This window comes from Sorangium sp. So ce124, from assembly GCF_051525235.1.
GTDB classification, from domain to species: Bacteria; Myxococcota_A; Polyangia; order Polyangiales; family Polyangiaceae; genus Sorangium; species Sorangium atrum.
In genome coordinates this window covers 576750-593128 of record NZ_CP150312.1, presented here as the reverse complement: position 1 = coordinate 593128, position 16379 = coordinate 576750, and the positions used below count along the sequence as shown (strand labels likewise).

General features: G+C 73.2%; 9 protein-coding genes. 3 read left to right on the top strand and 6 right to left on the bottom strand.

Annotated elements, in window-relative coordinates; genetic code table 11:
* Positions 1-125: 125 nt before the first annotated feature.
* From WMF19_RS02160 to sppA, 6 genes are all read right to left on the bottom strand, one after another.
* Positions 126-1529: a hypothetical protein gene (locus WMF19_RS02160; protein ID WP_437897559.1), complete on the bottom strand. Its 1404-nt coding sequence runs from the start codon at positions 1527-1529 to the stop codon at positions 126-128.
* Positions 1447-4305 carry a PAAR-like domain-containing protein gene (locus tag WMF19_RS02155; RefSeq protein ID WP_437897558.1) on the bottom strand — a complete coding sequence of 953 codons (2859 nt, stop codon included), beginning with the start codon at positions 4303-4305 and terminating at the stop codon, positions 1447-1449. Before WMF19_RS02155 ends, WMF19_RS02160 begins: the two co-directional genes overlap by 83 nt.
* Positions 4306-4462: 157 nt before the next feature.
* Entirely contained in the window at positions 4463-5251 is a 789-nt protein-coding gene (locus tag WMF19_RS02150) for a hypothetical protein (RefSeq protein ID WP_437897557.1), read from the bottom strand.
* A 193-nt stretch (positions 5252-5444) separates the two neighbouring features.
* Positions 5445-5945, bottom strand: coding sequence for a hypothetical protein (locus WMF19_RS02145; RefSeq protein WP_437897556.1), 501 nt, complete (start codon positions 5943-5945; stop codon positions 5445-5447).
* Positions 5946-6283: 338 nt separating this feature from the next.
* The gene (locus WMF19_RS02140; protein ID WP_437897555.1) at positions 6284-9697 is read right to left on the bottom strand and encodes a vitamin B12-dependent ribonucleotide reductase; all 3414 of its coding nucleotides are present in this window, start codon (positions 9695-9697) and stop codon (positions 6284-6286) included.
* 476 nt (positions 9698-10173) lie between these two features.
* Positions 10174-11982 carry a signal peptide peptidase SppA gene (gene sppA / locus WMF19_RS02135; RefSeq protein ID WP_437897554.1) on the bottom strand — a complete coding sequence of 603 codons (1809 nt, stop codon included), beginning with the start codon at positions 11980-11982 and terminating at the stop codon, positions 10174-10176.
* A gap of 332 nt (positions 11983-12314) precedes the next feature.
* Here sppA and WMF19_RS02130 point away from each other — a divergent pair, with 332 nt between their 5' ends.
* From WMF19_RS02130 to WMF19_RS02120, 3 genes are all read left to right on the top strand, one after another.
* Positions 12315-14006, top strand: coding sequence for a ribonuclease J (locus WMF19_RS02130; protein ID WP_437897552.1), 1692 nt, complete (start codon positions 12315-12317; stop codon positions 14004-14006).
* Positions 14003-15082: a CHAD domain-containing protein gene (locus WMF19_RS02125; RefSeq protein WP_437897551.1), complete on the top strand. Its 1080-nt coding sequence runs from the start codon at positions 14003-14005 to the stop codon at positions 15080-15082. Before WMF19_RS02130 ends, WMF19_RS02125 begins: the two co-directional genes overlap by 4 nt.
* Positions 15083-15252: 170 nt before the next feature.
* Positions 15253-16353 (top strand): hypothetical protein, encoded by a 1101-nt coding sequence (locus WMF19_RS02120; protein ID WP_437897549.1) that lies wholly within the window; start codon positions 15253-15255, stop codon positions 16351-16353.
* The last annotated feature ends 26 nt before the right edge of the window (positions 16354-16379 follow it).

Below are 16379 nucleotides of genomic sequence, written 5' to 3'. Positions count from 1 at the left end.
GCCTTGGCGAGAAGCGTCGCCTCGGCCTCATCGCTCTCGGCTCGCGAGGCAGATCCCTGGCAGGATTTCTGAAGCGCGGAACCAACTCCTCGTCAGCCCAGGGGTGAATTGCGGCAGGTGAGCGCTCATGGTCGCTCGGGCTGTCCGCCGCCGGCGCGCTCGATGCCGATGCGCAGCACGACCTCGCCGGCGCCCAGGTCGACGCCGAGCAGCGCAGCGTCGCCCATGGCGAGCAGGAAGCGCAGCGCGTGCGGGGCGATCCGGAGCGGCGGCGACAGGCGCAGCGCGTCGCTCCCCTCGTCTACCCACGCGATCCGGCAGGCGTCGCCGACGTCGAGCGCGAGCGTAAGGTGCGACGCCGAAAAGGCGTGCAGCACGGCGCGCCCGGGCAGCGGGATCCGCCGGGGCGGCGCGCCGGCCACGCCGCAGCGGACGATCGCGCGCCCGCCCGCCTCAAGGTGATCGCGCCCCACGACCCGCGCCGAGGGCGGCGCGCCGAGCCCGAGGTGCACGAGCGCCTCGAACGCCTCGCGCTCCTCGGGCGTGGGGCCGAGCGGCTCGCCCAGGGGCGGCGCCGAGGCCGGCGCGGACCAGGCTGCGGTGATCGCACGCGCCGCGGCCGCCTGCTCTGGGGTCGCGGCGGGGTGCACGGCCACGACGTTCCCCCGCGCGTCGAGCTCCTGCACGCCGCCGCCCTTGCCCACGAGCAGCCGGCCATTCCGGACCGCGAGGACGGCGTCGCCAAGGAGCTTGCCGAGGACGGTGCGCGCGCCGCTCTCGAGGCGCACGATGTCCTGGAAATCCACCGCGTATACCGCCGCGTCGCCAGCGGCCACCGGGCGGCGCAGGTGCAGCGTGCTCGATCCGCCGACCAGCGTGGTGGGCTCCGGCGGGGCGAACGGCGCCGGGAAAAGTCGCTCGCGGAGCAGATCCGCGTCCTCGCTGGACGCGAGCCGGCGCACCGCGTCGATGATCGCCTCGCGGAGCCTCCCGTCGAGCGGCGCGAGCTGGGCGCGGGCGCCCGGGGAGAGCGGCCCGAGGTCCAGGAGATGGCGCCCGGCGCCCGCGAGCGCCTGGTCGCTCGGACGGGACTGGAGCGCGCGCTGGAGATCCTCGCCGAGGAAGCGACCGAGCAGGCGCCGCGGGAGCAGCTCGTAATCGGGCCGGCGCGCGAACGGCCCCGACCCGGCACCGTACCATTCCAGGAGCCCTCGGGCCTTGCGCATGTTCGCGCCGGCCTGCTCGATCCACGCCGCCGCCTCCAGGGTGTGCCAGGGATCCAGGAGGCGCTCGATCGGAGCGCACCAGGGGCCCTTGAGGTTCGGCGGGATCGCCTTGCGCCATTCGCACCGCGCGCGCTCGCCCTCCTCGCTGCTCCAGCGCGTCACGTCCTCGAGCGGCTCCGGTACGCCGTGCGCGGCGAGCCACTCGAGCAGCGCGCGGTCGTCACGCAGCTCGGCCCAGCCGCACCACTGCTTCCAGTCGAGGCCCCGCCAATAGATCGAACGGTTCTCCGGGTACAGGTCCACCCGGCCTACCGACCCGCCCTCCGCCGCAAGCACGATTCCGAGTTGCGGCAGCCCGTACGGCGCGCGGCCGCGCTCGTCGAAGGAAGGCTTGTGCTCGTCGATCTCGAGCGCCCCTCCGAGGACCTGCAGCGCCGTCCGGTCGAGCTCGACGAGGACGCGATCGCCCCCGTCGACCACGTGGCCCCGGGACGCCGCCGCGAGCGCGCGCTGGAGGTCCTCGTTCCGGGGAGGGCGGCCGTAAGGATAGGGATTGATAAAACGCACGAGCTCGTCTCGCTCCTTGCTCCGGGCTGATCAGCGCCGGCGCCGGCCGCGGCCCCCTTGCCGGCCGGGGCGCGCCTCGACCCAGGTGCCCTGATGCACGTACGGCGTCGTTCCGCCCGTCCAGTTCGGCGCCATGGAGCTCCTCCACGAGCCCGCCCGAGGTCTCGAGCTTCGTCACGCGACCGGCGCCGTCGCGCTCGTAGCGCACCCACGTTCCGTCGGCGTGGGTCGTCCGGACGAGGTGGTTCGATCCGTCGTACTCGTACGCCGTGATCGAGCCGCCGAACGAGGTCTCGCGGGAGAGGTTGCCGCAGCCGTCGTAGTCGCGCGCATGGCGCTCGCCCGCGGCGTTCTCGATCCAGCGGAGCCGGAGGAGCGCGTCGTAGCCGAGCCGGAATCGCCTGCCGTCCGGGCGCACCACCTCGACGAGCGCGCCGGCGACATAGCGGTACCTGGTGATCCCGCTCGCGTCGGAGCGCGCGGTGACGCGGCGGCTGGCGTCGATCTCCAGCTCCTGGACGTTGCCGTTCGGCTCCTCCAGGCGCACCAGCGCGAAGCGCGAGTCGTACGCGAATCGGTAGACGCCGCCCTTCGGGGTGCGCGCCTCGACGGGGCACCCGAACAGATCGAAGACGTACTCGTAGACGTCGCCGGCCGGCGTCTCGACCCGCAGCGGGTTGCCGTGCGCGTCGTAGTCGTACGTGAGCTCGGCGCCGTCCGGCCCGGTGGACGCCCGCACGAGGCCGTGCGCGTCCCACTCGAGGGCGTGCTCGCGGCCGCGCCAGTCGACGCTCCCGGTCGGGACGCCCCTCCGGTACGTGGTGCGGGTCTTCTTCCCGTCGGGCCGCGTGCGGACGATGGCCTGCGCCTCTTCGTCGACCGCGTCTCGCCAGGTCGCGCCGCCGGGCTCGGTGACGCTCGCGAGGTGCCCCGTGGCGTTGTACGACAGCCGGGTAGTCCGCCCGCCGCCGTCGCGGATCGAGAGCAGCCTGCCGACCGTGTCGTACGTGTAGGTGCGCGCGTGGCCGCGCGGATCGACATAGGAGGTCACGAGGCCGAGCGCGTTGCCCGTGTATGTGTGGGTCGCGCCCTCCCCGTCGATGACCACGGTCCTGCGCAGGGCGGTGTCGTACGAGAGCCGGGCGTGGTGGATGCCCCGGGCGCCCGGGAGGCCGGGCCCGCCGAGCTCCGCGAGCACGTCGCGGCCGGCGATCTCGCCCCACGTCTCGACGCACCGCCTGACGCCGTCGATCGCCTCGTACCTGAAGCGGAAAGCAAGCCCGTCGGGCAAGACCTCCCGGATGAGGTAGTGCTCCTCGTCGTACTCGTACCGGATCTCGGCGCCGCCCGCGTCGATGACCCGCACGAGATCGCCCGCGCCGTCGAGCTCGTAGGTCACGGCGCGGCGGGTGTGCGGGGTGCCATGCTCGTCGGTCGCGGTCACCTCCCACCAGGCGAAGGGTCCCTGGCGCTCGAGCCGGGCGCGCCGCCCGACGGCGTCGACGATGCCCGTGAGCTCATCGCCTCGCCATTCCAGGGTGGCCTTGTTGCCGAACGCATCGCGGAGCTCGACGAGCGCGAAGCGCTCCTCCGGGCCGGCGCGGCGCAGCACCCGCACGAGGCCGTCATCGTCTTCGACGAGGAGATCCTCTCCGACGGCGGCGACGCGAACACCGAACGGCAGGAGCAGGACCTGATCCTGCGCGGGCCAGGAGAGCACCTGGGTGCGACCGCCCGGCGACGTCAGCTCGAGCGCGTCGCCGCGGCGCCGGGCGCTCCAGGCGAGATCGTGCGACCACCCCCACCCCATGCCGCAGCGGTGCCGCACCGCCGCGGTCGAATAGCTTCGCTCCAACGTCACGACCAGGGGCCCCGGCAGCTCGACGTCCGCGACCGGGTTCGTGTACATGGCCCCTGTCACGACGTCGACCGGGTGCCCCGCAGACGCCTGGCCGTCCGCAGACGGCGGCGCGGGTGGGCTCGGCGGCCCCGCGCCCTGACCGCTGCCCCCGCCGCCCCCACCGCCGTTGCTTGGGCCCTGAGGGCCGCCGCCGCCCGGAGCGCCGCCGCCCCCGCCGCCCCCGCCGCCCCCGCCGCCCCCGCCCGCGGCGTTGCTCGCACTCGCGCCTGCGCCGACAGTGATGCTCTTGTTCATCTGGCCCATGCTGCCCGTGATGCCGGCCATGCCGAGCTCGATGAGGACGTTGGGCGCGCCCAGCCAGGGGAAGCACGGTCCTCCCGTGTTGAGGCTGACAACCTCTTTGAGCGTGCCTGGCTCGTTGCCGTGACAGGCCTTCATGCAGCCGCCGACCGTGAGGATCTTCGCCCCTTCGATCTTGGTCCGCATGCACGGATCGATGATCCCCTCGGCCACGGTGCCCATCGTCGGATACGGGATCGGCAGCGGACTCGGCGCCGCGGGCGTCAGGCACACGCTGACGGCCATGCCGGTCATCTGGTGGCCCGACTTCTCCGTGATCGTGTCCATGTGAAGGGCGGTGACCTTGGCCATGGCGCTCTCGAGCGTCTCACGGGAGGTGCCCCGTCCTCAATGCGGAGGTCGGCGTGACGCGCGCGGTCCGTGTCAGCCGACCTCGCGATCGCGCCCGGCGTTCTCCCGGCCGCGTCCGCGGCGCTCGCGCCCGGCGCCGCGACGACGGCGACGGCGCTCACCCGCCGAGCGGCGCGGCCTCCTCGGGCGCCACCGGGGCCTCGCCACCCGGCTCTGCCGGCGGCGCGTCGGCCTCGATCTGGCCGGGCCGCCGCGAGGACGGGCGCACCCGCGCGGCCAGCTCCGCGTGACCCGCGAGCCGGAACAGCCCCACGAGGAACGTCGCGGCGCGGCTGAACCGCTCGTCGTACGCCGCGATCGCGGCGGTCTTGGCGAGCAGCGTCGCCTCGGCCTCGCGCGCCTCGCGGGCCACGTCCTTGAGGTGGCCGCGGAGCGCGCCGCGCAGGCCCTCGATCCGGAGCACCGTCTCCTCGGCGTCCCAGCGGATCCCCTTGCGGCGCGGCTTCGGCAGGTCCTTGGCGCCGAGCGCGCGCGCCACCTCGCCGGCGAAGCGCTCCAGCTGCGCCGGGTCGCGCGGCGTCGCGTCCGTGAAGCCGAGGCGCGTCAGCGCCGCGGCGCCGTACAGGCCGGTGAGCCACTCGCGGAGCTCGGTCAGCTCGGTATACAGCGCGGCGGCGGCCTCGTCGCGGGCCTCCCGCGGGGCTGCGTCGTCGGCGAGCTCCGCCTGGTGCGCCTCGTCGGCCGCCACCATGCGATCGCGCGCCTCGGCGAGGGCGCGAGCGACGATGTGCGTGAAGAGCGAGACGTCCGGCATCTTCTCTCCCTTGCGCAGGTGCGGAGAGAGCAGCGCCTCGAGCTCCGCGGCGATCCGGCCGGCGTGGGCCTCGCCGGACGCGACGACGGAGTTGGCGCTCTTCTGACGATCGGTGACCAGCTTCGAGGGCATGAAAGCTCCTTCCCGTGAGGGTCGACGCGCGACGGCGGGCGCCGTCGCGGCGCGGACGAACGCCGCGCAACCGCGCAGGGTACAGGGTCCGGCCGCGCGCCCTCCATGACCGGGCAGGTTTGCGGCGTTCGAGATCGCCGGATCGGAGTGGGGCGCCGCAACCCGGGACGAGACGTCGCCCGCGCCGCCCGGCTCAGTTGCACTCGGCGGGCGGCGTGCTCCCGGCGAGGCTTGCTCGGATCTGGGTGAGCGCCTTGGCGCGCGGGGTCTTCCCGCTCTTCACGAGCTTCTCGATCCCGGCGCAGAGATGGGATGCCGTCGCCGCCTTCGACTTGGCTTCCGGCGACTTGCCCGACTTGGTGGCGACCGCGTGGAGCGCCGTGCAGCATGCCTGGATGGAGGCGCCTCCCCCCCGTGACGTCGCCCCCGTCGCCCCCTCGGCCGTCGCCGCCCCCGCATCCGCTGTCGCCGCAGGCTCGGCGGAAGCCGCCGCCGCCGGCTCCTGGGCCGCCGCGGGCTCCTGCGTCGCCGCCGCCGTCGGGTTCGCCGTCGGCACCGGATCGGCCGCCACGGGCGCGACAGTCGGAGTAGGCGCCGGGATCGTCTCCGGCTCTGCTTCTTCTTTCCGGCAGGAGCTAGACAGGATGCTGCAGACGACAACGACGAAGGCGATGGACGAACGCGACCGGTTCATGCCCGTCTTCTACAGAGCTTCTCCGAGCGCATCCATACGGCTGCCCGAGTACAAGCCCGTACGGCCGTACCCGCCGCGCTCTCGCGCCCGCCCCACCCCAAACGCTCGGCGATCTCCCCCACCCTCCCCGTTTCCCCCGAGTCGGCGGGGGTGGGGGTGACGAGGGAGGGGCCGGCGGGGGAGGGCCCCACGAACCCGAGCGCCGGCCCGCATCGCAGCGGAGCCTCTCAGACCCGTCTCCCCCCGTTCACGAGGCAACAGCCACGAAAAGGCGCGAGTTCGTGGGAGGGCCCCCCGCCGGCCCCTCCCTCGTCACCCCCACCCCCGCCCGTCGCAGCTCAGCTGCATCCCATGCTGTTGCCGCAGTTGAGGCACTTGTAGCAGGCCCCGTTCCGCACGGTGATGTGCCCGCAGCCGTCGCAGACCGGCGCGTCGCCCATCATGTCCTCGAGCTGCGCGTCGAGCGCGCTCGCCGTCCGTCCCCCGCCCTCGACCAGCGCCGCCGCGGCCGGCGTGGTTGGCGAGAACGTCACCGCGCCGCTCTCCTGCGCCCGCGACTCGACAGGGTCCTCCATGGCCGAGCTGACCGGCTGGACGTGGGCGAGATCGTAGCGGTTCAGGTACTCGACCCCGAGCACGCGGAAGAGGTAGTCGACGATCGACGTCGACATCTTCACGTAGTCGTGCCCCTCGACGATGCCCTGCGGCTCGAAGCGGGTGAAGGTGTACTGCTCGACGAAGGTCTCGAGCGGCACGCCGTACTGGAGCCCGATCGACACCGCCATCGCGAAGCAGTTCATCATCGAGCGGAACGCGGCGCCCTCCTTGTGGAGGTCGATGAAGATCTCGCCGAGCGTCCCGTCGTCGTACTCGCCGGTGCGGACGTAGATCTTGTGCCCGCCGACGCGCGCCTCCTGCGTGAAGCCCTTGCGCTTCCTGGGCAGGCGGAACCGCTCGGGCGCCGCCGCCGAGGGCGAGCGCGGGCGCGCCAGCGCTGTCGCTGCCTGGACGATGGGCGCGGGGACCTCGGCCTTGTCGGCCTTGCCCTTGCTCTCCTTGCTGTCGCTCGAGGTCGACGAGAGCGGCTGCGACGCCTTGCAGCCATCGCGGTAGAGCGCGACCGCCTTGAGCCCGAGGCGCCACCCCTCCTCGTAGATCCGCTGCACCTCCTCGACCGTCGCGTCGTTCGGCAGGTTCACGGTCTTCGAGATGGCGCCGGACAGGAACGGCTGCGCGGCCGCCATCATGCGGACGTGCGCCATCGGCGCGAGGTACCGCCGGCCCTTCTTGCCGCAGCGGTTGGCGCAGTCGAACACCGCGTAGTGCTCCTCGCGGAGGTGCGGCGCCCCCTCCACCGTCATGCGGCCGATGATCGTCTCGTTCGCCTCCTCGATCTCCGCGGCCGAGAAGCCGAGGTGCTGGAGCAGCGAGAAGCCGAAGCGCGCCCGCGACTCCTTGGAGACGCCGAGCCTGTCATAGGCCTCCTCGCCGAGGATCCAGGGACCGAAGGCGAGATCCAGATCGAAGACGCCGGGGATCGCGGCCTCGACCTTCGCGAGGTCGTCGCTCGTGAGCCCCCGCGCCTTGAGCGACGCCCGGTTCACGTGCGGCGCCGCCAGGAGCGTGTTCGTGCCGGAGACGTAGGCGACGATCTCCTGCACCTCGGCCTCGGGGTACCCGAGCCTCCGGAGCGCCTCGGGCACGGACTGGTTCACGATCTTGAAGTAGCCGCCGCCCGCGAGCTTCTTGAACTTCACGAGCGAGAAGTCGGGCTCGATGCCCGTCGTGTCGCAGTCCATCAGGAGGCCGATGGTGCCGGTCGGGGCGAGCACCGTCGCCTGGGCGTTGCGGTAGCCGTGCTCCTGCCCGATCCGGACCGCCTCGTCCCAGTCGGCGCACGCCGCCCGCCAGAGCGACTCCGGGCAGCGGTCGCGGTCGATCGCGTAGGCGGCGTCGCGGTGCATGCCCATCACCCGGAGCATCGGCTCGCGGTTCCTGGCGAAGCCGGCGAACGGCCCCTTCGCGGCCGCCATCTCCGCCGAGACCCGGTAGGCGTGGCCGCAGAGGATCGCGGTGAGCGCGCCCGCGACCGAGCGCCCCTGATCGGAGTCGTACGGGATGCCCTGCAGCATGAGCAGGGTGCCGAGGTTGGCGTAGCCGAGCCCGAGCGGGCGGTAGTCGTGCGAGTTCTTCGCGATGGTGCGGGTCGGGTACGCCGAGAAGTCGACGAGGATCTCCTGCGCGACGAAGAACACCCGCACCGCGTGGCGGTAGCCCTCGATGTCGAACGAGCCGTCCTCGCGGAGGAACTTCGTGAGGTTCAGGCTCGCCAGGTTGCAGGCCGAGTCGTCGAGGAACATGTACTCCGAGCACGGGTTCGAGGCGTTGATGCGCGCCGTGTTCGGGCAGGTGTGCCAGCGGTTGATGGTCGTGTCGTACTGCACGCCCGGATCGGCGCAGCCCCACGCCGCCTCGGCGATCTGGCGCCAGAGGTCCTTGGCGCTCAGCGTGTCGACGACCTCGCCGGTCGTCCGGGAGCGCGTCTCCCACGCCGCGCCCGTCGCCGCCGCGCGCATGAACTCGTCGCTCACGCGCACGGAGTTGTTCGAGTTCTGCCCGCTCACCGTGTGGTACGCCTCGCCGTTGAAGTCGGAGGGGTACCCCGCGCCGATGAGCGCCATCGCCTTCTTCTCCTCGCGGACCTTCCACTGGATGAAGTCGACGATCTCGGGGTGGTCCATGTCGAGGCAGACCATCTTCGCGGCGCGCCGCGTCGTGCCGCCGCTCTTCGTCGCGCCGGCGGCGCGGTCGAACACCTCGAGGAAGCTCATGAGCCCCGAGCTCGTCCCGCCGCCCGAGAGCTTCTCCTGCTTCCCGCGGATCGCGCTGAAGTTCGTCCCCGTCCCCGACCCGTACTTGAACAGCCGGGCCTCGCTCTTCACGAGGTCGTAGATGCTCATCAGGTCGTCCTGGACCGCCTGGATGAAGCACGCGGAGCACTGCGGCCGCTCGTAGGCGTTCCGGGTCTCGACGATGTCGTCGAGCGCGCCCGCCGCGCCCGCCGCGTTCGCTCGAGGCGCCGACGCCTTCCCGTTGGCGCTCCCGTTCCCCGCGTCGGCCGAGGCCTCGTTCCAGGCGAAGTTGCCGCCCGACCCCTCGATGCCGTACCGGTGGTAAAGCCCGCAGTTGAACCAGACGGGCGAGTTGAACGCGCCGTACTGGTGCACGAGCAGGTAGGCGAGCTCCGCCTCGAAGGTGTCCGCGTCCTTCGTCGAGGCGAAGTAGCCACCGAAGTGCTCACCCGCCTCGCGGATGGTGCGCGCCAGCCGGTGGACGACCTGGCGGACGCTCGTCTCGCCGAGCTCCTTCTTGCCGTGGATCCCCGCCTTGCGGAAGTACTTGGAGACGACGATGTCGGTCGCTAGTTGCGACCAGCCGGCGGGGATCTCGGCGCCTTCCATCTTGAAGACGACCGAGCCGTCGGGGTTGGTGATGACGCTCGATCGGCGCTCCCAGGTGACCTCATCGAGCGGATCCGCGGCCCGGTGCGTGAACCGCCGGTCGAACCCGAGCCCGCGGGGGCGCGAGGCCCCCTTCTTCGCGCCCTTCTTCGAGGCTGCGCCGTCGACCTGCGCCTTGGTGGCCCCCCCGGTCACCGGACGCCCACCCCCATCTTCCTTCGTCCGTGCCGTCATCTTGCCGTTCCCGGCGGGGAGCTTACCGCCGTCACCCACAACTGCCGACTGGGCCATTTCCAAGTCCTCCTGTGAACCACCGCACCTGGCGGTGACCCGGGTCCTACCGAAAGCACAAAGAGTTCCCTGGAGAACTGCGAGGCCTCATCGCCTCGATCTCCACAGGTCTCGTCGCTTCTCCCCTACTACCTGCTCAAACGTTCCGTCTTCCGACCAGTGAGCATAGTTTCAGGTGCAATGTCTGAAAGGCGTGCGCCGACATGCGGGAGCGCCTGACCGCCTGCTATCCAAACTCGCGAACCGTCCGTGCGTCAAGGAGAACCGCTACAGGTTGGGATCTCCCTTCGAACAGGGCCCACATATAGGGTCTCTCTGTCCGCTACGGGATTCCTAGCGATCCGTGATCAGTTCTGAACAGGTGCTACCCACCGGGCGCACAGATTACGCACAGCTTCTCCCGCGACAAAATCCGCCTCTTCCATGGAATGCGCCCAACCAACCACCAGCGCTTCCATGGAGCCGGCCGTCGCCGCCTAGTCCAGGTCGTCGGCCTCCGCGCAGTACGCGAGCACCCGCTCCCCCTCGCAGTGGATGGCGAGCGCCACCTCCCGGGCGATCCCGCGAAGCCCGACGAGCTCGAGCAGCGTGGGCACCGGCGCGGGCAGCAGCGGCGGAGGTGGGATGTACCTCGACGCGCGCACGATGGCCGGCTCGATGGCGGCCGCCTTGGGCCCGATCATCTGGCGCAGCTCGTGGAGCGCCCGCTCGAACCCGCCGAGCATGTCGACGAGGCCGCGCGCCTGCGCCTCGGCGCCGCTGTAGACGCGACCCTGCGCGAGCGGCTCGATCTCCTCGACCGGGCGGCGGCGGCCGCGGGCGACGACGCGGAGGAACGCCGCGTAGATCGCGTCGAGCTCGCGCTCCACCACCGCCCGCTCCCCCGCGTCGAGCTTGCGCGACGGCGAGAACAGGTCCGCCCGCGCGCCGCGCTTCACGACGTCGGTCGAGACGCCGAGGCGCTCGAGCAGCGGGCCGAGCGCGAAGCGCGCCGACACCACGCCGATGCTCCCCGTGATCGTCTGCGGCTGCGCGACGATCGCGTGCGCGGCAGCCGCCACGTAGTAGCCGCCGCTCGCCGCCACGTTCGACAGGCACGCGACGACGGGCTTCACCTCCGCGAGGCGGGTGACCTCGTGGTGGATCCTGTCGGAGGCGAGCGCGGAGCCGCCCGGCGAGTCGACGTGAAGGATGACCCCCTGGACGCGCGGGTTCTGCCGCGCCGCGCGCAGGCTCGCGACGAGCCGCTCCTCGCTGGCCAGCGAGGCGCCCCGGAAGTGGGCGCGGCTGACGATCGCGCCGTGCACCTCGATGACGCCGAGGACGGGCCGAGGCCACACAGGCGTCAGCGAGAGAGCGCGCCGCGCGCCCAGGTAGCGGTCCGCCGACACGAGGCGGTTCTTCGAATGCCGCGCAGCAGCAGGAGCTCCTCCTCCTCCTCCGCCCAACGCGCGGTCCGCGTCCTGCGCGCCGATCGCGGCGCGGCGCGGCGCCGCGGTCGCGGACGGGAGCGACCCCGCCACGAGCATGTGCTCGAGCTCATCCTCGTACGCGACAGCGTCGACGATGCCTCGCGCGACGGCCTGCTCCGCGCCGAAGGGGGCCTCGTCGATCCACCGCGCGGCCGTCTCGCGATCGACGCGGCGCCCCTGGGCGAGCGCCGCGGTCAGGTCCCCGAGGCGCCCGTCGAGCAGGGCGCCCACCTGCTCGCGCTGCGCGGCGCTCATCGTGTCCCGCACGAGCACCTCGCCGGCGTTCTTGTACATCCCCTTCGCGAACACCTCGGGCTCGACGCCGACCTGCTCCAGCGCGCGGCGCACGTAGCGGCCCTCCACAGCGAACCCGAGCGGCGACACCATCGTCTCGGGCCCGACGACGATGGCCCGCGCGGCCGAGGCGAGCAGGAGCGTCGTGGTGTCGGCGCCCATCGGCAGGTAGGCGACGACGTCCTTGCCCCCCGCCCGGATCTCGAGGAGCGCGTCCCGCAGCGAGGCCGCCACCGCCGGCCCCGCGTGCACCGACCGCATCCGGAGGAGCAGCCCCGCCGGGCGCGGATCCTTCATCAGGTGCTTGCCGAGCTCGCGGACGCGCTCCACCGAGAGCGGTGCCCTCTTCCTGGGACGCCACGAGAGCGCCAGGCGGACCCTGGGCGGCTGCAGATCGACCACGCGGCCGTCGATTTCGAGAACGACATACCCGCCCCGGGGTGCAGCAAACGCCCAGCGGAGCGCGCTGACCGGGAGCAGCAGCAGGCGGAGGAAATTGACGAGCAGGGCAGCGATCACCGGAGGCTCCTCGAAATCTGGGGAAAGGCGGCTCGGCGTCCGCCGGCGGTCACGACGTGGTGGGGGGCGACAGGGTGTGCAGGAACCGGTCCGCGCGGCACGAGATCCGGTGGCGAGGTCGGCGCCGCCTGGCCCCGGCGCCGGAACTGGAAAGAGAGAGCGTGACGCAAGGGGCCACCCTGTGGCTACACTGTCGCTCCAAGTTTCGAAGGGGACGGCGAGCCGATGTGGGTTACGTCTTGAAGAAGTCGTCCTCTCTCTTTCAGACCAGCTCAGCAAGCCGCGGGCCGTAGGCCCCCGGCGCCCTGGGTGGCAGACCCCCTCCACCGAACGTGCATCCCGAGCAGAGCGCCCCCGCCCCGAGCCAGCTCCCCCTGCCACCGCCGTCCACCCTGCGGCTCGTGCCCCTCGGAGGGCTCGGCGAGGTCGGGATGAACTGCCTCGCGCTCCAGCAGGCGGATGGGCTGCTGCTCATCGACTGCGGGGTGACGTTCCCGAGCACGGACCTCGGCGTCGACGTGTACCACCCGCGCTTCGATCACGTGCTCGCGCTCCGCGATCAGGTGCGCGGCATCGTGCTGACGCACGGCCACGAGGACCACATCGGCGGGCTGCCGTTCCTCCTGCGTCACCTCGACGTCCCCGTCTGGGGCCCGCCGCACGCGCTGGAGCTGGTGCGCTACCGGCTCGCGGAGCACGCGCTCGAGGACAAGGTGCGCCTGCTGCCCACGCAGGTCGGGCGCGAGGTCGCGATCGGCGGCTTCGTCGTCGAGCCGCTCCGGGTGACGCATTCGATCGTCGACGCGACGGCGCTCGCGATCCACACGGCCGCGGGGCTCGTCGTCCATACCGGGGACTTCAAGCTGGACCCGACGCCGCTCGACGGCGAGCCGACCGACGAGGCCCGCTTCCGCGCGCTCGGCGACGCCGGCGTCCGGCTGCTCCTGTCCGACAGCACCAACGTGGACTCGCCCGGCGAGGCGGGGAGCGAGCGCGCGGTCGCCCACGCGCTGGCGGAGCTCGTCGAGACCGCGCCGGCGCGCGTCGTGGTCGGCGTCTTCGCCTCGAACGTGCAGCGCCTCCTCGCCCTCGGTCAGGCCGCGATCCGCGCGCGCCGCAAGATCTGCCTGCTCGGCCGCAGCGTGCAGACGCACGTGCGGGCAGCGCAGACCGTGGGGAGGCTCCCGTGGCCGAGCGACCTGCTCGTCCCGCCCGAGGTCGCCTCGTCGATGCCGCGCGAGCGGCTCCTCGTCATCGCGAGCGGCACGCAGGCCGAGCGGGCCTCCACGCTGACGCGGTTCGCCTCGGGGACGCACCCGCTCCTGCGCCTCGAGGAGGGGGATCGGGTCGTGCTCTCGAGCCGCGTCATCCCTGGCAACGACCGCCCGGTCGTCGACATGATGGCCGGGCTGCTCCGCCTCGGCGTCGAGCTCGTGACGTGGTCGACGGACCGGCGCGTCCACGCGAGCGGGCACGCGCACCGGACGGAGCAGGCGCGCATGATCGATCTCACCCAGCCGCGCGGCTTCCTCCCCGTGCACGGCGCGCTGCACCACCTGACGCGGCACGCGGAGCTCGCGCGGGAGCGCGGCGTGGCCGAGGTGCTCGTCGCCGAGAACGGCCACGTCGTCGAGATCGGCGAGACGCAGCCGCTCGGCCGGAGCGGCCGGGCCGTCGCCGGCCGGGTGGCGACGGCGGGCGGCGAGGAGCTCGGGGAGGAGGTCCTCCGGGAGCGAGCGACCCTCGGTCGCCAGGGGGTGGCCTTCGTGTCGCTGGTCGTCGATGTGCACGGCGCCCTCGCGGCGCCGCCGCAGGTCCTCGCCCGCGGGGTCACCGGGGAGCTCGAGGGCGGCGCGCTGAGGGCCGCGGCGCGCGCGGTCGCGCAGGCGATGAACGACTGCGAGCCGCGCGCGCGGCGCCGCGACAACGACCTCATCGAGATCGCCCGGCTCGCGGCGCGCCGGACGCTCGAGGCGAAGCTCGGGAGGCGCCCGCTGGTGACGGTGGCGCTCACGCGTCTGTGACGCCGCTCGAGGGGAGCCCCCCGCCCTCGGGTGGCGCCGGAGCCGGCGACGGCGGCGGCGCGAGGCTCTCCGCGCGAGATTTCCTGGGCCCGGTGCTGCTCGCCCACATCGAGCGCGTCCGCGCCGATGCGCGGCGCGTCGTCACCGCGAGCGAGCAGGGCGAGGGCGCGGAGCCGGACGCGGAGGCGGTGCACGACTTCCGGGTCTCGCTTCGCCGGCTCCGGACGCTGCTCAAGCCGGCGCGACGCATCTACGGAAGGAGGCGGCTCCGCCCCGTGGCCGAGGGGCTCCGGGAGTTCGCGCGGGCGACCGGCGCGCTGCGCGACGAGGAGGTGCTGCGCGAGACGCTCACCGCGCTCGATCTGGACGAGGCGGCCCGGGCGGCCGTCGCGGGGTGGGTCGCGCAGCGCGCGCGCCGCGAGCGCGAGGCGAGGGCCCACATCGTCGAGCTGCTCCGGCAGGATCGCCCGGACGACACGGGCGCGACGCAGGTCGACGCGCCGGCCGAGGGCGAGACGGGCGCGACGCAGGCCGACGCGCCGGTCGAGGGCGAGACGGGCGCGACGCAGGCCGACGCGCCGGTCGAGGGCGAGCGGCTCCGGCTGGAGCCTCACCTCGCGCGCCTCGAGCGGCGCATCTCGCGCCGGAAAGCGAGGAAGCGCGGCGCCGAGGCGCTCGCGAGGAGAGCGATCGGTGATGCCCTGGACGACGTGCGCGCGCTGGCCGCGAGCGACCCGGGCGATGGGGCAGCCATGCACGCGCTCCGGATCCGCTTCAAACGGCTGCGCTACTCCGCGGAGACCTTCTCACCGCTCTTCGGAGAGCGCGCCGAGCGGACCGCGAAATCCGCGTCACGGATGCAGCGCCGCCTCGGCCAGCTGCACGACGCCGATGAGGCGCTCGCGCAGATGACAACAGCGGAGGCCCTGGCGCCTGACGCGCGCGCTGCCGTCCTCGAGGCGCTCGCCGCAGAGCGGGCGCGGCTCGCTCACAAGGCGACCGAGGAGCTCGCGCGAGAGCTCGATACGCTCACATCGCTCTGGTCGGGCGATCCCCGCGCGCTCCCGAGCGGATGACGCAGCGCGCGGGGCGCGGTGCAGCAAGGAGCGCCGCAGCAGGCGCGCTTCGGACTGGGGAACGGGCGCCGGGATCGCCGGCTGCGGAGCTCGCCGTGCGGACAGGCGCTTCGTGGTACCGTCGGTCGGGCTCCTTCGAACCGAGGCGAAGCCCGCCGATCCCGGAGGTCGTGTTGCGCCGCTCTGCGTTCCAAAGCGTCACCGCGCTCGTCGCTCTCCTCGCGGCGAGCGCCTGCACCCAGGACTTCGACCAGTTCGAGCCCGCGCTCTTCCCGGGGCCGTCCGGGAGCGGCTCCGGCGGGGCCAGCAGCTCCGGCGGAGATGGAGGAGGCCAGACGGCGGCTGGGAGCACCACGAGCAGCGGCGGCACCGGCGGCGGCGAGCGGTGCACCAACGGCGAGGATGACGACGGCGATGGCGCCGTCGACTGCGCCGACGACGACTGCGGAGGGTTCGCCTGCGTCGCCGCGCCCGAGGACTGGCAAGGGCCCGGCCTCCTGTACCAGGGCCCCGACGCCGCGGACGTCGCCTGCCCCGAGGGCTTCTCCGAGCGGGTGGACGTGGGCGGCCGCGAGCCCCTCGACACGCCCGCGACCTGCAGCGCGTGCGCGTGCGGCGCGCCGACCGTGGCGTGCGAGACGCCCGCGGTCACGGTGTACACGGATGGCGCGTGCGACGGGGCGAACACGACGCTGCCGGTGCAGACGGAGAACTGCATCAACCTCGGCGGCTCCTTCCAGCCCGGCAGCTACAGCGGCGAAGCGCCCGGCGTGGATTCGGCGACGTGCGCTCCGTCGGGCGGCGAGCCGACGTTGCCGCCGCCGCGCTTCGGTATCGAGGGGCTCGTGTGCGCCGCCGGGCCGGACGCCGGCGGATGTGAAGCCGGCGAGGCCTGCGCCCCGCGAGAGATCGACGCGCCGTTCGAGCAGGGCGTCTGCGTCTGGCGCGACGGGGACCAGCGCTGCCCGGACGGGTTCGGCGAGCGACACGTGTTCGCGAGCTCGATGGTCGACAACCGCGGCTGCACCCGATGCACGTGCGACACGGGCGGCGTGCGCTGCGCGGCGACGCTGACGCTCTTCGAGCAGAGCCGCTGCCGGGGGCGCGGCGAGACCGTGCCGTTCAACGGGGCCTGCGTCGACGATCCGCCCCCCGCCGTCTCGGTGTCGCTCGAGGTGACCGGAACCGGCAGCTGCCAGCCGCGCGGCGGCGCCCCCACAGGCGAGGTCGACGAAGGCGAGGACAAGATCACCGTCTGCTGCGCCCGCTGAACGAGCGGAGCGCTGCGCTGGCCGCG

What these genes read in the sequence shown, in the direction of transcription:
- WMF19_RS02155 (WP_437897558.1), bottom strand. Translation starts at nt 4,305, where the DNA reads ATGGCCAAGGTCACCGCCCTTCACATGGACACGATCACGGAGAAGTCG.
- WMF19_RS02150 (WP_437897557.1), bottom strand. Translation starts at nt 5,251, where the DNA reads ATGCCCTCGAAGCTGGTCACCGATCGTCAGAAGAGCGCCAACTCCGTC.
- WMF19_RS02145 (WP_437897556.1), bottom strand. Translation starts at nt 5,945, where the DNA reads ATGAACCGGTCGCGTTCGTCCATCGCCTTCGTCGTTGTCGTCTGCAGC.
- WMF19_RS02140 (WP_437897555.1), bottom strand. Translation starts at nt 9,697, where the DNA reads ATGGCCCAGTCGGCAGTTGTGGGTGACGGCGGTAAGCTCCCCGCCGGG.